This is a genomic window from Blautia sp. HCP3S3_B11 (assembly GCF_052064435.1).
Taxonomy (GTDB): domain Bacteria; phylum Bacillota; class Clostridia; order Lachnospirales; family Lachnospiraceae; genus Blautia_A.
In genome coordinates, this window is the sequence record NZ_JBQHVP010000030.1 from 1 (window position 1) to 22,860 (window position 22,860).

Annotated in this window: 19 protein-coding genes, 1 pseudogene and 1 riboswitch; all 20 genes and pseudogenes read left to right on the forward strand. The window is 42.9% G+C overall.

Annotated elements, in window-relative coordinates; all coding sequences use genetic code 11:
* Positions 1–216: 216 nt before the first annotated feature.
* The 20 genes and pseudogenes from ACTNC0_RS17335 (at position 217) to ACTNC0_RS17430 (ending at position 22,756) form a co-directional block, all read left to right on the forward strand.
* On the forward strand, positions 217–2,919 hold the full coding sequence (locus ACTNC0_RS17335) for a phage tail tape measure protein (protein ID WP_441088375.1): 2,703 nt from the start codon (positions 217–219) through the stop codon (positions 2,917–2,919).
* 13 nt (positions 2,920–2,932) lie between these two features.
* On the forward strand, positions 2,933–4,426 hold the full coding sequence (locus ACTNC0_RS17340) for a hypothetical protein (protein ID WP_441088376.1): 1,494 nt from the start codon (positions 2,933–2,935) through the stop codon (positions 4,424–4,426).
* 14 nt (positions 4,427–4,440) lie between these two features.
* Positions 4,441–6,480, forward strand: a complete 2,040-nt coding sequence (locus ACTNC0_RS17345) for a hypothetical protein (protein WP_441088377.1) — start codon at positions 4,441–4,443, stop codon at positions 6,478–6,480.
* A 71-nt stretch (positions 6,481–6,551) separates the two neighbouring features.
* Complete coding sequence (locus ACTNC0_RS17350) at positions 6,552–6,965, forward strand: phage holin family protein (RefSeq protein WP_441088378.1); 414 nt, start codon at positions 6,552–6,554, stop codon at positions 6,963–6,965.
* Positions 6,966–6,968: 3 nt separating this feature from the next.
* The gene (locus ACTNC0_RS17355; RefSeq protein ID WP_441088379.1) at positions 6,969–7,925 is read left to right on the forward strand and encodes a GH25 family lysozyme; all 957 of its coding nucleotides are present in this window, start codon (positions 6,969–6,971) and stop codon (positions 7,923–7,925) included.
* A 274-nt stretch (positions 7,926–8,199) separates the two neighbouring features.
* Positions 8,200–9,468, forward strand: coding sequence for a recombinase family protein (locus tag ACTNC0_RS17360; RefSeq protein ID WP_441088380.1), 1,269 nt, complete (start codon positions 8,200–8,202; stop codon positions 9,466–9,468).
* On the forward strand, positions 9,431–10,738 hold the full coding sequence (locus tag ACTNC0_RS17365; RefSeq protein ID WP_441088390.1) for a recombinase family protein: 1,308 nt from the start codon (positions 9,431–9,433) through the stop codon (positions 10,736–10,738). Before ACTNC0_RS17360 ends, ACTNC0_RS17365 begins: the two co-directional genes overlap by 38 nt.
* A gap of 155 nt (positions 10,739–10,893) precedes the next feature.
* Positions 10,894–10,969, forward strand: a riboswitch (cyclic di-GMP riboswitch).
* Positions 10,970–11,019: 50 nt separating this feature from the next.
* Positions 11,020–11,226, forward strand: coding sequence for a DNA-binding protein (locus ACTNC0_RS17370; protein ID WP_441088381.1), 207 nt, complete (start codon positions 11,020–11,022; stop codon positions 11,224–11,226).
* 293 nt (positions 11,227–11,519) lie between these two features.
* Positions 11,520–11,924 carry a hypothetical protein gene (locus ACTNC0_RS17375; protein WP_441088382.1) on the forward strand — a complete coding sequence of 135 codons (405 nt, stop codon included), beginning with the start codon at positions 11,520–11,522 and terminating at the stop codon, positions 11,922–11,924.
* A gap of 14 nt (positions 11,925–11,938) precedes the next feature.
* Positions 11,939–13,420: a hypothetical protein gene (locus tag ACTNC0_RS17380; RefSeq protein WP_441088383.1), complete on the forward strand. Its 1,482-nt coding sequence runs from the start codon at positions 11,939–11,941 to the stop codon at positions 13,418–13,420.
* Between the two features lie 12 nt (positions 13,421–13,432).
* Positions 13,433–15,085, forward strand: a complete 1,653-nt coding sequence (locus ACTNC0_RS17385; protein WP_441088384.1) for a hypothetical protein — start codon at positions 13,433–13,435, stop codon at positions 15,083–15,085.
* A gap of 432 nt (positions 15,086–15,517) precedes the next feature.
* Positions 15,518–15,838, forward strand: a complete 321-nt coding sequence (locus ACTNC0_RS17390) for a SymE family type I addiction module toxin (RefSeq protein WP_279200644.1) — start codon at positions 15,518–15,520, stop codon at positions 15,836–15,838.
* A complete protein-coding gene (locus ACTNC0_RS17395) occupies positions 15,820–15,969 on the forward strand; it encodes a hypothetical protein (protein ID WP_441088385.1) in 150 nt (49 codons plus the stop codon). Before ACTNC0_RS17390 ends, ACTNC0_RS17395 begins: the two co-directional genes overlap by 19 nt.
* A gap of 9 nt (positions 15,970–15,978) precedes the next feature.
* The gene (locus ACTNC0_RS17400; protein ID WP_441088386.1) at positions 15,979–16,764 is read left to right on the forward strand and encodes a ParA family protein; all 786 of its coding nucleotides are present in this window, start codon (positions 15,979–15,981) and stop codon (positions 16,762–16,764) included.
* The gene (locus ACTNC0_RS17405) at positions 16,754–17,167 is read left to right on the forward strand and encodes a ParB N-terminal domain-containing protein (protein ID WP_441088387.1); all 414 of its coding nucleotides are present in this window, start codon (positions 16,754–16,756) and stop codon (positions 17,165–17,167) included. Before ACTNC0_RS17400 ends, ACTNC0_RS17405 begins: the two co-directional genes overlap by 11 nt.
* Positions 17,164–17,319: a hypothetical protein gene (locus tag ACTNC0_RS17410; RefSeq protein WP_441088392.1), complete on the forward strand. Its 156-nt coding sequence runs from the start codon at positions 17,164–17,166 to the stop codon at positions 17,317–17,319. The genes ACTNC0_RS17405 and ACTNC0_RS17410 overlap by 4 nt, the downstream gene beginning before the upstream one ends.
* 285 nt (positions 17,320–17,604) lie before the next feature.
* Positions 17,605–19,566 carry a hypothetical protein gene (locus ACTNC0_RS17415; RefSeq protein ID WP_441088388.1) on the forward strand — a complete coding sequence of 654 codons (1,962 nt, stop codon included), beginning with the start codon at positions 17,605–17,607 and terminating at the stop codon, positions 19,564–19,566.
* Positions 19,567–19,572: 6 nt separating this feature from the next.
* Entirely contained in the window at positions 19,573–20,973 is a 1,401-nt protein-coding gene (locus ACTNC0_RS17420) for a hypothetical protein (protein WP_441088389.1), read from the forward strand.
* A gap of 85 nt (positions 20,974–21,058) precedes the next feature.
* A pseudogene (locus ACTNC0_RS17425) lies at positions 21,059–21,466 on the forward strand (phage holin family protein); the annotation flags it as partial.
* Positions 21,467–21,487: 21 nt separating this feature from the next.
* Positions 21,488–22,756, forward strand: coding sequence for a glucosaminidase domain-containing protein (locus ACTNC0_RS17430; protein WP_441088391.1), 1,269 nt, complete (start codon positions 21,488–21,490; stop codon positions 22,754–22,756).
* Positions 22,757–22,860 lie beyond the last annotated feature (104 nt).

Below are 22,860 nucleotides of genomic sequence, written 5' to 3' on the forward strand. Positions count from 1 at the left end.
AAAACTGAGATTGATTTCAAAAAGCTAAAAACTTTGACGATTGATGCAGAGATATTTGTGGGAAGTCTATAACGCTTGAAACTTTCAGTTTTTCAAAGTGAATCATAAGTAAAATAAATGTATAGGCATCAATCCTTGAATGGGTTGGTGCTTTTTTCATGCTCGGAGAAATCCGGGCATTTTTTATGCCTAAATTTAGGAGAGAGGAGGAAACCTATGGCAAGCAGAATACAGGGTATTACTGTTGAGATTGGTGGGGATACCACCAAATTGCAGACTGCCCTTAAGGGTCTGAACGGAGAAATCAAATCCACACAGACGGCTCTTAAGGATGTCGAGAAATTATTGAAAATGGATCCAGGTAATACAGAACTTCTTGCACAGAAGGAAAAACTCCTGGCACAGGCTGTTGATGAAACAAAACAGAAGTTGGAAACACTTAAGACAGCAGCCAATCAAGCGAATACTGCACTTGCCAACGGAGAGATTTCTAAAGAGCAGTATGATGCCCTGCAGAGGGAAATCATAGAAACCGAAGCGGACTTAAAGAAACTGGAAACACAGGCAAACCAGTCTGCAACCGCACTGCAGAAGATTTCTTCTGCGGGGGAAAAGATGAAAACGGTGGGAGATAACATTTCCGGTGCAGGACAGAAGATGCTTCCGGTTACTGCAGCTGTTACCGGCCTAGGGACTGCAGCCGTAACCACTGCGGCAAACTTTGAAAGTTCCATGTCGCAGGTACAGGCAACCATGGGAATCACAAAGGAATCCATGTCTACCCTTGACGGTCAGAGCGTCAATACCATGGATGCCCTTTCCAATCTGGCACAGGAGATGGGGGCATCCACTGCCTTTTCTGCCACAGAGTGTGCGGAGGCACTGAATTACCTGGCTCTAGCTGGTTATGATACACAGGAAATGGCAGATACCCTGCCGACAGTACTTAATCTGGCTGCAGCTGGAGGCATTGACCTTGCGTCCGCATCGGACATGGTAACCGATGCCATGTCTGCATTGGGAATGAAAACATCCGAGGCTGACAAGATGGTAGACCAGATGGCAAAGACGGCATCCACTACCAATACATCCGTAGCACAGTTAGGCGAAGGCATTCTTACCATCGGTGCGACTGCAAAATCCGTTAAAGGCGGTACGGCAGAACTGAATACGGCACTCGGCATCTTAGCCAATAACGGTATCAAGGGTGCAGAGGGAGGTACCCATCTTAGAAATATCATCCTGTCCCTGCAGAATCCAACCGATAAGGCAGCGGGTAGCCTGAAACAGCTTGGTGTGTCCGTATACGATTCTGAGGGAAATATGCGGAGCATGAATGATATCCTTGGTGACCTGAATAAGAGCATGGACGGCATGACTTCTGAGGAAAAGGCAAACATTATCAGCACCATCTTTAACAAGACTGACCTGTCATCCGTAAATGCACTGCTTGCAAATACCGGAAGCACATGGGATGAACTTCAGGCTTCTATTGAAAACAGCGGGGGTGCTGCCGGACAGATGGCGGATACACAGCTGGATAATTTACAGGGACAGTTGACATTGCTTAAGTCGGCTGTTGAGGGGCTGGCTATTTCTTTTGGCCAGCTGCTGATGCCTGCCATCAAAACAATCGTTGGGTGGGTACAGAAGTTTGTAGACTGGTTGAACGGAATGGACGAAGGAGCAAAGAAGGTGGTGGTTACCATTGCACTTCTGGCAGCTGCACTCGGTCCCGTCCTTATTATTGTCGGAAAGGTCATATCTGCGGTTGGAACGATTATGACGGTTGTGCCTAAAATTGCAGGGGCAATCAAGGTGGTAAAGGGGGCATTTGCGGCACTGAATACCACAATGCTTGCCAATCCGATAGTTCTTATTATTGCTGCCATTGCCGCCCTTGTGGCGGCATTCATTTACCTGTGGAATAACTGTGACGGTTTCCGGCAGTTCTGGATAAATCTGTGGGAGAACGTAAAGCAGGTAGCCGTTGCCGTGTGGGAAGGGCTGAAGACTTTCTTTGCCTCTGCATGGCAGGCAATTTCTGCCACGGCATCTGCGGTATGGGGCGGGATAAAGTCTTTCTTCAGCATGATATGGAACGGGATAAAAACAATATTTTCCACAGTGGTGGAGGTTATCAAAACCATAATCACGACCTATTTCAATATTTACAAAACCATCATTACCACGGTGTTTAATGCCATAAAGACAGTTATCACCACGGTATGGAATGGAATCAAGACCGTGATTACCACTGTAGTGACGGGCATACAGACATTCCTTTCTACGGCATGGAACACCATAAAGACGGTCGTGACCACTGTGGTGAATGGAATAAAGACTGCTGTGTCCACGGCTTTCAATGCGATGTGGACGGGCATTACCACAACCATCGGAAATATTGTAAACACCATAAAGACAGGATTCAATACGGCAGTGAATTTTATAAAGAATCTTGCAAAGTCAGCAGTTACATGGGGTTCTGATATTATCGAGGGCATCGTAAATGGTATAAAGAAATGCATTGGGAAAGTAAAGGATGCGGTTTCAAATGTGGCATCTACGATTAAGTCATATCTGCATTTCTCCGTGCCGGATAAAGGACCGTTAACCGATTATGAGTCATGGATGCCTGACTTTATGGGAGGGCTTGCTGACGGGATTGAAAAGAGCAGGGGACTGGTAACGGAGCAGATAAACAGACTGGCGGATACCATGAACCTAAAAGATGCCATACCGGATATGGAAGCCGGTATTAATGCGACCATATCGGGAAACGGGGGAAGTGCAGGTGAAGGCACAACCGTGAAGCTGAACCAGCCTATCATGCTGGACGGCAGGACAATCACGACACTTGTTTCACAGATACAGTATTCCAACGGACAGGCATCATTAAGAAATCTGGGAACGGTTTAGGAGGGTGGATAAAATGTCAAAAACAATAGACGGGGTGGTTTATTACACAGTGCGGTTTTTAAACTATGCCGGAACGGACCTTCTGGGTACCTGTGATGTGGAAGCCGGGGGTGATGCCACGGCACTTGCACCTGCACCGGAAGAGATTGAGGGTATGGAATTTAGTGGATGGAATGTTGACATTACCTGCGTCAATGAAGATATGACTGTCCGCCCTACTTATAAGAGCGGTGCAGTTTACTTCACGGTCAATTTCCTGAATTATGCAGGGGATGATTATCTTTCTTCCCAGAAGGTAAAGGAAGGGGAGAGTGCGGCCCCTCCGTCCCCTGAAAAAATAAGGGGACTCATTTTCATCGGATGGAATACATCGTACTCAGATATCCATGAGGATAAGACCATCCGTCCGAGATACAGGGAAATCCCGCCGCACCCGGTTATGAATTTTTACAGGAAGAATGCGGATAACACGCCGGGCAGTTTCGTGAAATCCTATTCTGCCGTGAACGGCTGCCGGATAGTCAGCAAACTGGACGGGGAATGCACAATGTCATTTAAGATGATGACAAAGAAAATAGAAGGGTTTGCCGGAGTGGACAATATCGTGGAACTGGATGGTCTGGTCTTTAACATTACAAGCATTAAGAAGAATATTTCAAGCGGGGTGTGTTACACAGAAATGGAATGCGAGCATGTCTCTTATATGCTGAATGATGATGGCTATAAAGTCACTGCATTTGACATGGAAGGGACACCGAGACAGATACTGCAGTATCTACTTGCCGGAACACCGTTCTATGTCGGTACGGTGGATATGGAAACTACGGTAACGCTCCGTGTAAATACGGAAACAACCAGAAGAGCCTGTGTTATGCAGTTAGTGGCGCTGGTAAAAGGTGAAATAGAATATTACGGGTATGCCATAGGAATCCGCAGGCATAGGGGAAACAGTGAAACCGTGGATATCATGAAGACGGAGAATGTCAAGGATATCAGCTGCGCCTACAATGCAACGGAACAGAGGTACAGTTATTCACTGGATCTGTTCAGGAAAGAAAACGTAGACCTTGGCGATGAACTGCTCATCCGGTTTGCACCACTGTCGATCAATACACAGAAACGGGTTGTGGGAATGGAGTGGAATCCGTTCAATTATAACGAGGTAAGCATTACGGTCGGTGCGTATATACCGACCCTGAATGATACTCTGTATTCGCTCGTAAGTACCGTGGAGGACATACGGGATACCACGGCAAAATACACCGTGGAGTTTGGAGAGATTATAGGAAACGGCTCTTTTTATTTTACAAGGGCATACAATGACAGACCGTATTTCCAGTGGCAGACGGATGATGGAGCAAAACCCGTGGTTACCCTGAATAAAAAAGACGGCAGTGCTTTTTCGTCTTATGTGGGTGCGACCATTTCCGGTGTCAGTTCCAAAACCACCACGGTGATAGCATTTTACTGCACTGTACCGGATGAGACGGAAGAAGAGGAAGAATAAAGGAGGCGGCAGAAGTGGCAGTATTTGAAGGAAAAGCATATGAGAAGGCGTCTTCGGATGCCCTTGCATTTATTAAGAGACAGCTGGATGTCAACAATTTTAAATACCAGCTTACCTTTGCCGAGGAATATGCGGATACCTATGAGGGGGATATTATGTGGGGATATGTTACGGGGCTGTCTTCTGACGAGGATCAGGTGTTTGCAAAATATATCTCACCAGCCACATATTATGATTTTTCATACAAGGGGAAAGTCACCGGAAATGCAAGAAACCTGACGGATTACAGTGATTATGCCGTAAATGTGTATGTAATCCGTGATGCTGCATATAAAGTCATTACCTGTCCAATTAAAGCAGACGGGACATGGGAATCCGTCATGACATACCGTGAAAGCTATACGGTAAAGGATAAGGACGAAGAAGGAAAAGAAACGGAAACCACCCACACGGAAACGGTGACATATCCTTTGGATATCAGCGTTGGAGAGGGAATTAAGGAATTCCGTCTTGCAAAGGGTCTGAAAGGGCACTGGGAAAAAATATCTTCCACGGAAGAAGTAACTGTTGAACGGTATGTTTATGAGGCGGATACGGAAATCAGTGCAGAGGACGGAGGATACGGGTACAGTTATTTTTCCTATTTCACTATGAGATTATATAGCTACTCGGATGCAGAATATATCAATGATATCTGCAAGATATGGAACTGCGGCGGCGGAAAGTATCTGTGGTACACGAATAAGGTAGCAACCGGACATAAGATTGGAAAGGTCATGCAGCAGGTATGGCGGGAGGGGGCTATTGCCTATGATGCGGTCGGCATAGCGGGTTCCATCATGAACCTTCAGAAGGGACGTCTTCCGGCATCCTTCCTGATTCCTACCGATGATCCGCAGTATAACAAAGACGGCTCCAATGCACTCGGAGCATACGGATATATGCTGAATTCCCGTACATGGGCTTATGATGTCGGGCTTGCCCTTCTGGTTTTTACGACAAGCGGTGACTATGACATATGCGTGGAAATGTTAAAGCGTATGAAGTATGAACAGAACGATGACGGGAGTTTCAATTTTTCCTATGATATTTATATCGGACAGCTGTTTGACGGATATGTGAGAACCGGGGCAATGGGATGGCTTGTCTGGGGAGCGTGTTATTACACGCTGGAAAGTGGTGACAGGAGATTTATTAATATGATAAAAAAGGCGGGGGACTGGCTGGTTTCCAAACAGGTGACCAATACGGATGACCCGAGATACGGCCTTATGACGGGAGGGTATGGCAGTTATAACATGGAGGATTATTCCTATTCGGATGAAGAAATAGAGTGGTGTTCTGTGGAGCACCAGTGTTCAGCACTGCAGGCACTGGAAGGATGTTCGCTCGTGCTGAAAAGCAAAAAATATAAAGAAGCGGCAGAACTTGTCCGTGACAGGCTGTTCCTAAAATGCTATGACCGTGAGAATGGAAGATTCTATCAGGGAATCAACGGAGGAAAACCGGATGGGGCATGGGCACTTGATTGTACCACATGGGCTGGGACGCTGATATTTTCCGTTGTGAATTCCGATACGGCGAAGAAATGTTTAAAAACGGCAAAAGAAGTGTATCTGACGAAAGGAAAGGGAATCGTACAGAGTACGAAGAAGGATTATTACAATACGGCATATTCCGGTGATGAAACCTACTCCGGTTTTAAACCATACAGTGACAGGACGGCGGATTACAAGGGTGCGCCGGACATTGTGTGGACGGAAGGAACGTTGGGATATGCTCTTCTTGCCTATGTGCTGGGGGAAATGGATGAGGCAGAAAAATATGTAGCAGAATGCATTAAGCTGCAGAACTGCAATGGAAGCACAGGAGGAGTCATTTATACGACTGCCACTTACGGTATGCTCCCATGGGAGTTTCATGTGTGGGAAAGTGTTGTGTCATCCTCATGGCTGTATTTAATCATCAATAACCCGGATGTCCTTTTTCCAAGGACACTCAGACAGGTTTACTATATGGCGAAGATAAACAATATTAAAGATGAAAGGACTTAATGTCGGAATCAAGCAGTTATCCATGCGGGTAGCTGCTTTTTTCATACAAAAAATCAAAGGAGGACAAAGCGATGAAGGAGTTTTGGAATGCAATTCAGTTTGTATTTTCAGCAGTTGGTGGATGGTTGGGATACTTTTTAGGAGGATGTGACGGTTTGTTATACGCATTACTTGCATTTGTGGTTATCGACTACATAACCGGAGTTATGTGCGCGATAAACGACAAAGCGCTATCAAGTGAAGTGGGTTTTCGAGGAATTTGCAGGAAAGTACTAATTTTCTTATTGGTGGGTATTGCAAATATCCTGGATGTCAACGTGATTGGTACTGGTAGTGTTTTAAGAACAGCGGTCATTTTCTTTTATATTTCTAACGAAGGTGTAAGCCTTTTAGAAAATGCATCCCATTTGGGTTTGCCAGTTCCACAGAAAATCAAAGAAGTATTAGAGCAGCTTCATAACAGAGCAGAAGACAAGGAGGATTAGAACATGAGTGAAATTAAGAGATTTGGTATTGATGTAAGCCATTGGCAGGGAGATTTTGATTTTGCCAGGGCAAAGAGTAAGGAAGGGGTAGAATTTGCTATCTTAAAAGCTGGTGGAGGTGATGCTGGACTTTATAAAGATAGCAAGTTTGAGGCCAATTATAAGAAGTGCGAAGATTGTGGCCTTCCAAGGGGAGCATACTTCTATGGAAATGCAAAGAGCACAGCAGAAGCAAAGAAAGAGGCAGAGTATTTTATTTCAATTCTTAGTGGAAAGAAATATGAATACCCTGTCTTTTATGATGTTGAAGGCAAAATGATTACAGACAATGACAGAGTAACCCTGACTGAGATTGTGAAAACGTTCTGTTCTATAGTGGAGGCGGCTGGTTACTGGGTAGGTATTTATTCATCAGAATCATTTTTCAACAGTGAAATGAATGATGGAGAGCTTACTAGATACAGTCATTGGGTAGCACGCTGGCGAAAGAGTAAACCAGCGCCAACCAGTGGTGCAGAGACGCAGATGTGGCAGTTTGGAGGTGAGACAAATCTTATTCGCAGTAATAAGATCAATGGGCAGACCTGCGACCAGGATTATTGCTATGTAGATTATCCTGTGAAGATTAAAGCAGCAGGTTTGAATGGATATAGTAAAAGCAGTAATACTACTCCGGCTAAGAAATCGAATGTCGAGATTGCAAGTGAGGTAATTGCTGGTAAATGGGGAAATGGTGCAGAACGTAAGGAAAAACTTACAAAGGCCGGTTACAATTATTCTGAAATTCAGAGTATTGTAAATGCGAAGGTAGGAGCACCGGCAAAAAAGTCTGTGGATGAGATTGCCAAAGAGGTTATAAGAGGTGACTGGGGAAATGGTACTGAGAGAAAAGCACGTCTTACTGCAGCAGGATATGATTATGCAGCAATACAGCGTAGAGTAAATGAACTTCTTTCATAGGAATATTGCTTTATTGCTATTGCCGAAGATAACACTGTTTAAGAAGGCGTGCGAAAAGCGGTAATGTTTTTCGGATTTTGGTGTGATATTATTAAAATGCAAATAAAAATAGCTTTGAGGCCTTGGTGGTTTATGCTGCCAGGGCCTTAATTTTTTTCTTTTGTTGTGTTCGCGCAGACAAAAAATAAATGGCCTTGAAACCGTTATTTTACTTTACTTTCTGGGCGTTCAGAGTGATATATAGACTACCAAAATTTGAAAGGAGTGAGCTTTTATGCGACTTAGAAAGATTGAGCCGATTGAAGCAAAGACTAAGAAGATAAGAGTATGCGCTTATGCTAGAGTATCAACCGATAGCCTAAAGCAAGGCGAATCATTCGAGAATCAGGTTACCACTTATGAAAGAGTAATTAAAAGCAATCCAGAATATGAATTTGCTGGCGTGTATGCCGACCTTGGCATGAGTGGCACCAATGAAAATAGACCTGAGCTTCAAAGAATGATGGCTGACTGCAGAGCTGGAAAGATAGACCTTATTATTACAAAGTCGGTTTCCAGATTTGCCAGAAACACATTGACATTCCTAAAGTTCACCAGGGAGTTAAGGGATTTAGGAATCGGGATTATTTTTGAAGAAAACAATATTAACACCTTATCAGCGGAGGGTGAGATTATGATGACGGTGCTTGCTTCCTTTGCACAGGAGGAAAGCCGCAGCATTTCAGAGAATAACAAGTGGACCATTAAAAAGAAGTTTGAACGTGGTGAGGGAATGATAAACACTGCAAGATTTATGGGATACGATAAAGACGAGACCGGCGACCTGGTAATCAATAAAAAGGAAGCCAAGATTGTGAGAAGAATATTTGAAATGTACCTCTCCGGCGAAGGATGCCACAGGATAGCAAAAATCCTAAATGATGAAGGAATCAAGACGATTACCGGTTCAACTTGGCATCCGAGTACAATTAAGGGTATGCTTACGAATGAGAAGTACAAAGGTGACTTCCATATTCAAAAATATTACACACCGGAAGGGAAGAGAAATAAGACGGTTAGGAATAAAGGAGAAGTTAAGAGCTTTTATGTATCGGAGGATCACCCGGCCATTGTCAGCGAAGAAGAATGGCAGCAGGTACAAGAGCTCATGCAATATCATAAAAAGCAAAGAAATATACAAAGCGGTGATAAGTACCAAAGAAGGTATCCAATGAGTGGAATGCTTGTCTGCCCGCATTGTGGTAAGAGTTTACGACGCAGATATGTTTACAATAGAAAAGTGGAATGGATATGTTCAACATATATCCAAAAAGGAAAAGAGGCCTGTAAGGGAATTCGTGTTAGAGACGAGTTGCTTACGGGCCTTTCTTTTACAGAGCAAATGGTAGTTGAGGAGGTGTTTGAAAATGGCGAGAAGCATTACGGTTATACCAGCAAAAGAGCCTACGATTCTGGTGAACGGGCAGCAGATAGAATTAAAGAAGAAGGTCGCAGCGTATTGCCGCGTGTCAACAGATCAAGAAGAACAGTTATCGAGTTATGAGAATCAGGTACGCTATTACACTGAGGTGATAACCAGAAATACTGATTATGAACTGGTTGATATTTACGCCGATGAAGGTATCTCAGGAACAAACACAAAGAAGCGTGATGACTTCAATAGAATGATTGCAGATTGCAGAGCTGGCAAGATTGACCTTATCATTACAAAGTCGATTTCCAGATTTGCCAGAAACACGCTGGACTGCCTCAACTATGTAAGAGAGCTTAAGGATTTAGGAATCGGGATTATTTTTGAAAAAGAAAACATCAATACCTTAGACGCAAAGGGAGAGGTGCTTCTCACAATTCTTTCTAGTTTGGCCCAGGATGAGAGCCGCAGCATTTCAGAGAACTGTACCTGGGGTATTCGAAGAAGATTTGAACAGGGTAAGCATAAAATGAGCACCAAGCGCTTCTTAGGGTATGATACGGATGAGGAAGGGCACCTTGTTGTAAACAGGCAGCAGGCCAAGATAGTGGTTAGGCTTTATGAGGAATTCATGTCCGGGAAAACGGTTGATTATATTGCCAGGATATTTAAGGCTGAGAAGATAAAGAACTGGGATGGAAAGTATAACTGGCAGGCAAGTACGTTGGACTCCATGCTTCGAAATGAGAAGTATATGGGAGACGCCATTTTACAGAAAAGCTATACAGCCGATTTCCTTTCCAAGCGACGAGTTATAAATGACGGTAGTGTTCAGATGTACCATATTGAAGAAGACCACGAACCGATTATTGATATTGAAACATGGGAAGCAGTCCAGGCAGAGCTTGAAAGAAGGGCCCAGTACTGTAAGGAACATTTCACAAATGCCTACGGGCAGATGAGCGAAAAGAACCCCTTTTATGCCAAGATTATTTGCGGGAATTGCGGCAACATTTATTCCAGGGTAAAGTACACGACTAGAGCAGGGATAAGGATAACCAAGTGGCGCTGCGGCTCCTGCAACAAGACTGACGGTCATAAGGTTTGCAGCAATAGGTACGTTACTGACGAAACCTTCACTAAGCTGTTTGTTATGAGTTGGAATGAGATAGTCGAGCACCAGGCTGATTACCAGGAACGCTGGCAAGAGAATATCAAGGGTGATGATGTTCTGCTAAGATATAAAACAAAGCTGGTAATGAAGCATGCGGCAGCAGGGCCAATAAAGGAGTTTGATCCAGAACTTATGATGGCAGTAATGGACCACATTACAGTATTTGAAGATGGCAGGCTTCAGATAAAGTTTTATGACGGTACAGAGTTTGAGGTTGCAACTGAATAAGAGATGAAGCTAAATGGCCGGTAGGTGAACCGAGAGTGGTTTGCTTACCGGCTTTTTTGATTGTGACAAAATAGGATATTTCTAAAGAACCAGGTATGTTAAATGGTTATATGAAAACATTGACAAAATGCCGGTAAAGGAATAGAATAACATTATAATATTTTTGGCAAAATATTCGAAAGAGTATGACGCAAAGCTATAGGGCCTGTAAAATGGCAGCCAGTTACACGTTGATGACATTGCTAGAAATAGCAGTGTTTTTTTGTTTTATGAGGATAACAATGATTGAAGGTTATATGTCGATTAATGAAGTAGCGAAGAAGTGGAATCTGACACCCAGACGAATTCGGGCAATGTGTGCCGATGGACAGATAGAGGGAACAGCAAAATTGGGAAAAATATGGGCAATTCCAATAGAGGCTGAGAGGCCCATTGATGGAAGAATTACGACAGGTGAATATGTGAATTGGAGAAAAAAGAATGAATGACATTGTATGTCATTATAGATAGGTATACTGATAATGTTTAATTGTGATTGTTGTGGTCTATGTTGCATGAATCTAAAAAAGTCTCAGATATATGAAGATCTAGATAGAGGAGATGGCATTTGTAGATATTTCGATATTAATTCAAAGCTATGTACTATTTATGAAGAAAGACCAGAAAAATGTAACGTAGATAAAACATACGAAAGATTCTTCAAAGATAAGATGACACTTGAAGAATACTATCAATTGAATTATGAGGCTTGTAATGAGCTTAAAAAAGAGGAGGTATAAACATGTATTTAGCATTATTAAATGAAAGCGAAAAAACTGTATTTTTGGGAATAGCATATAATATGGCAACTGTTGATGGGGATTACAGTGATTCCGAAAAAGCTATGATTAACGGATATTGCCAGGAACTACAATGTCAATTTGATGAAAAAACTATGGTAAAACCTATGGAATCATTGATTCAAACTATCAAAATTGATAGCAGTGAAAAGGCAAAGAAGATTATTATTTTTGAGCTTATTGGCTTGGCTATGGCTGATGGCAATTATGATAGTGATGAAAGAAAACTTATAAGTCGGATGCTCACAGAATATAATATAGATTCTGATTTTGCTAATAAGTGCGAATGTATATTGAATGAATACATTGGATTTCAAGGAAGAATTAATGAACTTGTTCTTGGGTAAAGGAGGTATGTGGTATGGGGTTGTTTGATTTCCTAAAAAAGGATAAAGCAAAATCTACTGAAGTGGCTCTAAAACGTGATGAGGATGATGATTCAAAAAGCAAGATTGGAGCCGGAATAGCATTAGACTCCTCAATAAGAAGTTCAACTGCTCAAGCGAATGCTAAGTTTAGTAGGCCTGAGTACAATCCACAAACTCGAAAACAGTTTTATGATGATGGTAGTTCGCATAAAAAAGCAATTGACGATGCATTTGCTAGTGGAAAAACAGTTAGAGATCCTTATTCAGGAGCCGAGTTAGTAAAAAAACAACGAGATGCAAAAATGCAGTATGGTGAAGATTGGCAGAGCCATGCAGCAGAAGCTGACCATATAGATCCTCTTAGTCAAATAGCGAAAAGAACGAAAAAGAATCCTTTCTTGACTACCGATGATGTTCGTGAAATTGGTAATAGTGATGATAATTTTCAAGTGCTGTCTAGAAAACTAAATCAAGGAAGTAAGGATGTTGGAAAAGGTGGTAGTACGCAGCAGGAGTGGGCTGACGATGCTACAAGGATGGAAGGATTAGCTGATAATATTGAATCTGGCGAGACTATTGGAGAAGTTAGTAAACGAATTAAAGATACTGGCAAGGCTGCCGAAAAAAGAAATAATAGTAGAGCATTTAAAAAAGGCGTTAAGAATGCAGTAGGAACCGCACATGAAGCAGGAAAAGCTGGTGCGCAGAATGCAGGAGTTACAGCATTAACAATGTCTGGAATCATGAATGTGGTTTCAGTTATTAAAGGTGAGAAAAGTGGAGAAGATGCTATTGTAGATACAGTTAAAGACGGAGGAAAAGCCGCAGTAACAGGTTATGCGATGGGTGGAGGAATGACGGTGGTTTCTCAAACATTATCATACTCTTCTTCAGAATTTGTCCAAGCGTTGGCAAAAAATAATGTGCCAGGTAAGATTATTACTGCGGTTATCGTTACAGGTGATACATTAAAAAAATGGGGTGAAGGAGAGATTACTACACAGGAATGCCTTATTCAGTTAGGCGATAAGGGGCTTAACATGGCGACAATGGGGTACTCAATGGCTGTAGGACAAACTCTTATTCCTATTCCTATAGTAGGAGGAGCTGTAGGCGCTTTGGTAGGCTCAATGCTTACAAGTAATCTATATAATAACCTGATTAATGATTTACAAACTAAGCAATTAGAGCATGAGGAAAGAATGCGTATCATCGCAGAATGTAATGCTGCTGCGGAACAAGCGAGAGCATTTCGTGCTGAATTAGAATCATATTTGGACTCATATTTTCAAGAATATAGAACATGTTTTGATTCAGCACTATCTTCCATGAGATTAGCATATGAAATGGGAGATGCAGATGGTGTCATTGCGGGAGCGAATGATATTACACGAAAACTTGGTGGCGAGGTTAAGTTTGAAACAGTCAGTGAATTTAAGTCATTCTTGGATAGTGATGAGGATGACATTTTATAAGGAGGTGGATTTATGCCTATTCCATTCTTATTAGCGGGATTAGGAGTTGCCGCAGGTGTAATTGGTGCCGGAGGACATTTAAGTGCAAAAGAAACAAATGAGCGTGCTCAGAGAGTTTCACAAAATGCGCAAGAGCTATATAACAATGCAAAACATGCACTAGAGGTAGCACAGAATAAAACAGAGAAGGCTCTTGTAAAACTGGGATACGATAAGAAGAGCGTTCTTGATACATCAATGAATCAGTTTCTTACAACATACGACAAAGTAAAGCATATTCAAGTAAAAGAGTCTGTTGGTATACATGAAATATCTAAATTCACAATTGACCAGCAAGGTGCTATAGAGATTAGAGAGATGACAAATATTTATTCGTCTTCTTTCGCTAGTAGTGCTACGGGCGTTGCAGCAGGCGCTGCGGTTGCTTTAGCTGCGAGTGGTGCGTTACCAATTGTAACCGGGGAACTGGCCTTGGCAGGATCCGCATTAGCGGCAGGTGAAATTGGTATGGCAGCAGGATTTGCGGGCTCAGCCTTATCATTTGGAGCTGCAATGACTCCGTTAGCAGCAGTGGCTGCTCCAGTTATACTGTTCACAGGTATATCAGCTAGTATGAAAGCAGATGAAAATCTTGAAAAAGCAAATACTATGTATGCGGAAGCGGAAGCTGCTTCAGAAAAAATGAAAATCTCTGAGACGCTATGTGGGGCTATAACTGAAAGATCAGAAATGTTTGATGATCTTTTAGGAGATCTAAATAAAATGTTTGCAGAGTGTTCAGGTTTATTAGCAGGTGTGGTAAGAAAGAAAGAAGGAAGAGTATTTAAGAAAAAACTCACTTCAGAGGACTTTTCAGAGGATGATTTGAAATTGATTGCTGTAACCAGAGCATTAGCTGGTGCGGTTAAATCAGTTATTGATACACCTATTCTTTCAAAAGATGGTAATATTTCATATGAAGCCGAGAATGTCTATGACCAAACTGTTGAAAAATTACCTGATTTTAGTCAGGCTGTTCAAGAAGTTAAGACTATCAACTATGATGTAAAACCGGTTGCGGCTAAAGCAACAAATACATCTCATACTTCAAAGAGTAATACTACCGGTGGAACTACTGTAATGAGCGGTGCACGTAGAGTATTTGCAGTTATTATGGGATTTATTCTTGCTTCAGCTTTTGCGGAAGAAATCGCAATAAGTGTAACCAGTGATATAAATAAGTTTTTGTTCTTAGATTCCTTTACCGCTAATAAAATTGCAATATGGTTGTTACTTTGTACTTCTGTAACTATGTTGATAGGTACGTTTAAAAGCACAAAGGTAGAAAAACTATGTGGTTGGGGATCCGGTTTATCCCTATTTATTCTATATGTACAGTATTGTAGAAGCGTAGAGCAGATGAACCATTACATAATTTTCTCTATTATTTTCTGTGTAGTATGTGCAGTGATATTTGGCTTTTTTGAAGGAAGAAAAGATAAATGGAATTGTGGACTTTACTTTTCTTGTGAATTTATAGTCATGATGTTGTGGCCAATAGGATTCTTAATATATGCATTCTTTAGTAAGTTTATTGGTTTTTCAGAAAGTTTTTGTTTAGTGGTAACCTCAGTATTATTCTTTGTTATTTCAGTTTTTGGAATTGTTGGAATGCTGGATGATTAATAAAGATTAGATATATGAATTAGCTCTCTTAAAATAGAGGGTTAATTTATTTGTCCGCCGGAATGGTGCAACTTTTTGTGATTTACATAAAGGGGTGCAAAAAATAAAAATCAGACACTCGCGTGCGCGAATGTTAATGCGAACTAAAGTTTCAATGCATGTGGAGACGGTTTGCCTCTTGAGCAACCGAAAAGCAGACTCTCACATAAAGCTTTCTCTTGATATGGATGAATATTACAACATAATCGAAAAAGAGCAGGCTGAAAAGAAATAACTTCATAAATATACCGAACTTAAGCGATAGCTGTTGATGCGAAAGCATTGGCAGCTATTTTTATTTTTCGCTAAAGGGAGGTGATGCCATTGAGCCGGATGAATTAGTGACAGAGTTACAGGCAATCAATGACAAATTATGAAAAGGAGATTTCGATTATGGCAAAGAAAAGAAGTATTAAGGTTATCAGCCAGAGCGGGCACAACTATAAGGCAACGCCGACAATCATGTTGAAGGGGCAGTGGCTTAAGGAGTTAGGTTTTGATATCGGAGATTATGTTTCCATCACTTGTGAGAATGGAAAGCTGGTTATTACTCCGGATGCTGAAAGAGCTGCAATGGAAGAGGCAGAAACTGCATTCATGGAAAGAGAAATGGCTTCACTTAAGAAGAAGTTTGAGGTTGAGAAATCAAAGCTTCATGCTCAGTTTGTGGCAGAGAGGGAAGCGAGGTATGGCGTATGCGAAGAGACAGTTTAAGGACAATCGGTTTTGTACTGGTATTCATTGTAATAGCAGTGCTGGTCATCTGTTTTGATGATATTAAGGCAATGGTAAACAAGGCAATGATGGAGCAGACACAGTCACTTGTGGATCAGCTGCTCAGATAGGAGTAGGTCATGGGAAAAGTTATATTGGTAGGAGCCACTAAGGGTGGAGTTGGTAAGAGCGTAAGCTCATATAATCTTGCATATTCATTGGCAAGTCTTGGTAAAAAAGTGTTGGCAGTAGATTTCGATAGTCAGGCAAATCTTACAACCTGCTTTGGAGTAGAAGATACTGCAGCAGTTCCGGTTACAATAGGTCATTTGATGATGGCTCAGATGGAAGATGAAAAGCTTCCGGATCCAGCAGAGTACATCATGAACCGCAATGGAGTGGATTTTATTCCTTCATCAATGTTTTTGTCAGCGGTGGATGCAAAGCTTAGACTTGAAATGGGAGCTGAGAGGATGCTGGCAAATATTATAGAGCCGTTGAGAGATTCATATGATTATCTGATAATCGATACTTGCCCTGCATTAGGTGCTCTTACGATAAATGCACTGGCAGCAGCTGACGGTGTGGTGATTACAGTTAATCCTCAGTTATTGGCAATGATGGGATTGCAGGATTTCCTTAAGACCATCAAGAAGATAAAGAGCCGCATCAATCCGAAGCTGGAAGTAGAGGGGATATTGCTTACTATGTGTGAAGCCAGAACAAATCTCTGCAAGGTTATCTCAGAGCAAGTGGCTGAGACATTTGAGGGTCAGATTAAGATTTTTAACAGTAAGATTCCGAGTACCGTAAAGGTGGGGGAAAGTATTTATTACAGTAAGCCGCTTTTGGAATATGCACCGGAAACAAAGGCTTGCAAGGCATATATAGATTTTGGAAAGGAGCTGATTGCTTATGAAGGATAAGAGAAAGGTTTTTAATGATGCGATAGACTTTTTGACAGCGGATGCTCCAGAGGGTGGAGTGAGTATGGTGTCAGTGGATGCCATCACTCCATTCCGTGACCATCCATTTAAGCTTTACCAGGGCGATAGGCTGAATGACATGGTGGAGAGCATAAAAGAGCATGGAATTCTTACACCGGTCATAGTAAGAAAACTTGGTTCGGGATATGAAATGCTTGCAGGTCATAACAGACACAATGCTGCAAAGATTGCAGGTCTTACAGAGATCCCTGCTATTGTTAAGGAAGATTTGACGGATGATGAAGCTTGGATTTATGTAGTTGAGACCAATGTAATTCAGAGATCCTTCAGTGATTTAACGATATCAGAGAGAATAGCGGTTCTGTATCCAGTGCAGATATGAGTAGTTTTGTATCGGCGATTAAGGACGCAGTTTCATCTGTGGGAAGTGGAAGCGGGGATATTGTGATTCCTGTGTACCTTGGCGGTACGATGTTGGATGAAGTGATTGTAAATGCCCAGCAGAGGGCAAATCTAAGAAGTGGAGGGAGATAAGCGATGGCATTTTTTCAGTATTTGAATTTTGACGGCGTGGATCTTCCTCTGCCGGATAGTTATGAAGTGGATATTCTATTACCCAGAAGTGGCTGAGGTTACTTACCGGGTATAAACAGCAGGAGAAGATAAGAGTTGGATTCTTTGATCCGGAGACTGCAAGTGTTAGGCAGACAGAAATGTATGTGGAAGGATTCAAGGCAAAGCTTAAGAAGGATACGAGCTATAAGGGGCTGTGGATTGTTTCATTTACTTTGAAGGAATTATAAGAAAGAGGGTGTTTTCGTGTATCCGGTGAGCAAAGCATTCCTGCAAGCGGTGCAGGAGAACACAAGAAGATATTATTGGACGGGAAAGATAACGACAACGAAGGGTTCCACGTATGAGTTTGGCGCGGATGATATTGTAAAGGGGAGCGGATATATTTCCAGTCAGTGCTGCGGCTCTACTGAGATTGAGCTTGGTACGGTGTATGCAGCAGAGATGGGGATTACGCTTTTCTCTGACATTGACAGATATACTTTGGAAGATGCTCTGGTGGAATTGTTCTATCATTTAAGACTGTCGGATGGCTCTTATGAAGAGGTACCGATGGGAATCTTTGAGGTGTCGGAGGCTAATCGAAATATCAAGACTTTGGAACTGAAAGCCTATGATTACATGCTCCGGTTTGATAAGAGCTTCAATGGATTTGAAACTATTGGTACGGTGTATGATTTTGTGAATCTGTGCTGCAAGGCCTGTAAGGTGGAGATGGCACAGAGTCAGGAAGAATACGAGGCGATGCCAAATGGAACCGAGCTGCTTTCCATTTATACAGAAAATGATATTGAGACCTACCGGGATGTGCTCTATTATGTGGGGCAGGTTCTTGGTGGTTTTTTCTGTATCAACCGAGAGGGTAAGCTGGAGCTGAGGAAGTATGGTAATGAGCCGGTGATGGAACTGGAAACAAAGCATCGTTTTACCAGCAGCTTTTCTGATTTCATTACAAGGTACACGGCGGTTTCTTCTACCAACATGAAAACGGAAATGGCAGAGTATTATCATCTGGATCCGGATGACGGGCTGACAATGAATCTGGGTGTGAATCCTCTGTTACAGTTTGGGCTTAAGGAAACCAGAGAGCAGTTGTGTATGAATATTCTGAATGACCTGGCTGTTGTGGATTATGTGCCTTTTGATTCGGAAACAACAGGAAATCCTGCTCTGGATTTAGGAGATGTGATCCGGTTTAGGGGCGGACAGGCGGATGAAAACAGGATATCCGCCATTACTTCCATGCAGTGTAAGATAGGCGGGAAGCACACACTGAAAGGGGTTGGTAAGAATCCGAGACTGGCACATGCCAAGTCTAAGAATGATAAGAATATTTCAGGACTCTTAAATCAGATTATCGATAACAAGGAAGCTGGCAGGATTGGTATTCATACCTTTACCAATGCCAGCTCTTTTACGGTAGGTGAGAGTGATGTGAAGATTATTTCCATCGAGTTTGCACCGAATGAAGCGGTTATGGCGCAGTTCTTTGGGTCTGTGATTGTAGGAGTGAATGCAGACCAGGTGGAAAGGTCTGTGGTTGCAAGAGGGGATGTGCTGATTCCTTCGGTGGAAGTGGAAGAAGTTTTGGCAGAGGGTACTGCAGGTAATGAGGAAACTACGGATAGCGGAACAACTGATAGCGATGCTGCGGGGACTGATGTTGTGGATGAGACTGGCGGAAGTTCGGATAGTGCTGTTGCAACAGAGGAGCCTAAGGTAATCGGTAACACAAAAGAGCAGACGCTGTCCGTGGAACTGCCTGTGGTCTGGAAGGAAGATGGGCAGGTGGTGGTTCATTTTACCTTTGAGTTCAATGACAGCATCATTGAGATCCATCAGCCGGAAGAAACCTGGCATTCCGGAAAGCATTCCATCATGCTGTATTATCCGATTGAGAATCTGGTGGCGAATTACAGAAATATTTTTAATGTGTATGCCAGGGCAACAGGTGGAACCATTACGGTGGATACCGGTGATTGTCTTGCGGCGATTATGGGTCAGTCAATGGGTGCCGGGGAAGCCTGGGATGGTGAGATTAAGATAGAGGAAACCATTAAGAAAGTAAAAGTCGGTGGTGTGCTTCAGATGACCGCTGTTGATGAGAATATCACCTGGAAGATTGATGAGCTTGTGAAGAGAACCTACAGTGATGTGGTTCATGGAAGATTTGGAATCGGTGCGTTTGCTATGCCGGTGGAAAGGTAGGTAAGGATGAAGCTGAAAGGAAATATGGTCATCGAGATGATCGATGATGCCACCGGGGAAGTGGTGGAAAGAGTACAGGAAGAAAATATGGTAACGAATGCGGTAAATCATATCCTGGGATTGAATCCTATGGGTATTTTTTATTCTGTGGCCGGGGAGTATGATACGCATCTGCTCTGGAATGATAACCTGATTCCCATCTGCCCTAACATGATTGGAGGCATACTGCTTTATTCGGAAGCATTGACAGAGGATGCGGACAATATTTATCCATCCACTGCAAAGCTCCCGGTGGCCTATGCATCCAATGATGTCAATGCTACTGCGGATGTGGCAAGGGGAAGTATGAATTTGACGGAGAGTAAGCCATTAGATAATGGTTACCGGTTTGTGTGGGAATTTACACCAAGCCAGGGAAATGGAACCATTGCTGCAGTGGCACTGACTTCCAAACAGGGCGGTGTGGCAGCCTACGGGAGCATGGAGAATTCCAAGGCTGCCTTTTATCAGATTATGGAGACCAGACTGGAAACGCAGACCGTGGAGGAGCTTGCGGAGTTGTTCAGCGCGGTGGAGGTGGATTTTGAGAACAATATCCTGATCAGTATGCGGTTCCAGGACAGTTCTGTGATTATCCATAAGAGAAGGCTTCCGGTTTTTACTTTGGGACTGAATGACAGGCTGAATGATACCACGAATGACCTGCTGGAAGAGAAGGTGATTCCCTGCAGTACTTTTAAGTTCCTTGGAAGCTATACACCTTATGGAGATTTTCTGGACGGACATGACGGGTACTGGTATGGGTTTGCCAATCAGGCGAATTCTTCCGGAGATGCCAAGATGTACTGGGTGAAGACTAAAAAGGATGATTACACCATGACAGAAGGTGTATGGACCTTATCCAACTGTTATTTGAAGGCAATCGGGTATTTCAAGGTCGATACTTATGCACAGCGTGGTGTGAGAGGTGTCATCCGGAATGGCTATCTGTATCTGACTGCTTATGATGATGCAGGAATCTATAAAATCAATCTCAACAATTCCACGGATGTGACATTGATTCCTTTTGGATTTACTTCTGCCGGGAAGTCTCAGACCGGTTCCGGAACCTGTGCCAATTATCTGTTTATGGTAAATGACCTGATTATCGGATGGGATTATCAGATTAAGCCGGATGATACGGTGGTACAGACTGTTGGAAGTACAAGACTTCTGAATCTGGGTACGCCACTTTTTCAGTACAAGGAATTCTGCTTTGGCTGGGGCGGTAACTATGGTTCGGATTACAGAATGTGCTTTTTGCTGACACCATATCTGGCCAGTATCAATAACTTAAGTACTGCCGTGGTGAAGACAACGGATAAGACGATGAAGATTACCTATGAGCTGACGGAAGTGGATAGCTGATAGGGATAGTATTTTGGGATGAGGCAGTTGCTCTAAGGTGGGCAGCTGCTTTTTCTATACAATTTTTTAAGGAGGAACAGAGGATATGAAAGAGTTTTGGAGTATGGTGCAGTTGGTGTTTACGGGAATCGGTGGCTGGCTTGGCTACTTCTTTGGAGGGTGTGATGGTTTGATTCTGGCATTGCTTTTATTTGTGGTGGCGGATTACATCACGGGAATTATGTGTGCGATTTCCGATAAGAAGCTTTCTTCTGAGGTCGGATTCAAGGGAATCTGCAGAAAGGTACTTATCTTTATGCTGGTAGGAATTGCAAATGTTTTGGATGTGCAGGTCATCGGAAATGGTTCTATTTTGAGAACGGCTGTGATTTTTTTCTATCTCAGTAATGAAGGGATTTCTTTGCTGGAGAATGCGGCACATTTGGGATTGCCGATTCCGGAGAAGCTTAAGAAAGTGCTGGAGCAGCTGCATGACCGCAGTGAAGAGGATAAGGATGGCAGAGTTGGACTGTATGTGGAAGAAAAGAATCGTTCCTGGTGTACTTCCAGCAATGAGAATGATCAGAGAGCGGTTACCATTGAGTGTGCATCCGGTAAGGTGGAGCCGTATGCCATGAATGAGGTGGTCTATGACAGGCTGATTGACTTGTGCGTGGATATCTGCCAGAGAAATGGCAAGAAGAAGCTGCTTTGGTTTGGAGATAAGGACAAGTCTTTGAGCTATCAGCCGAAGGAGGATGAAATGCTCATCACGGTTCACAGATGGTTTGCCAATAAGAGCTGTCCGGGGAACTGGCTTTATGCAAGGCTGGGTGATTTGGCTGCGAAGGTTACAGCGAGACTTAGCGGTGGAGAAGCAGAATCAATTCCTTCAGGGATGCAGGCGAGAGAGTTTGCTTCTTTAACTGAGGCACAGGTGATTGCAAAGGTTGGTGCATTGTTTACTGCAAATCAGAAGAAGTCGGGGATTTTGGCATCTGTGTCTATGGCTCAGTTTATTCTGGAGAGCGGCTATGGGAAGAGTGAACTTGCGCAGGGGGCGAATAACTGCTTTGGTATGAAGAAGTCACTTTCTGGAAATACCTGGGGTGGTTCTACTTGGGATGGCAGCTCTGTTTATACAAAGAAGACTCAGGAGCAGAATGCGGATGGCAGTTATATGACCATCACGGCTGATTTCAGAAGGTATGGTTGCATTGAGGATTCTATTGCAGACCATAGTGCTTATCTGCTTGGAGCCAAGAATGGGAATAAGCTAAGGTATGATGGATTGAAGGGATGCATGGATTATAGGAAGGCGGTGCAGATCATCAAGGATGGTGGGTATGCTACGAGCCTTACTTATGTGGACAAGCTTTGCAACATCATCGAGAGGTGGAAACTGACTCAGTATGATGTCAAAGCAGAAAGCACGGACAGCTACTACAGGGTTCGTAAGTCCTGGGATGAAGCAAAGAGTCAATTGGGGGCTTACAAGGTTCTGGTGAATGCAAAGAAATGCGCCAATAAGAATCCGGGCTATACGGTCTACGACCCTAACGGCAAGGCTGTGTATCCGGTAGGCAAAAATGAAGTGGCGGTGCCTTTCTGTGTAAAGGTATCCATTGATGATCTGAACATCCGCAGGGACCCAGGAACGAACTATGGCACTGCAGGAGTGTTTACCAGAAAGGGTGTATTCACCATCATTGAGGTTGCAGATGGTCCAGGTGCATCCAAGTGGGGACTTCTGAAGTCCTATGCGGATAAGCGGAACGGCTGGATTTCCCTCGATAATCTATAATTCAACATTATCAAGGTTATCGTAAATATAGAGTTATCGTAAAACCAAAGGCCAATGGTAGTTTTCAGCAGAGAATAACCGTCAAAATTTACGATAACTCTTTT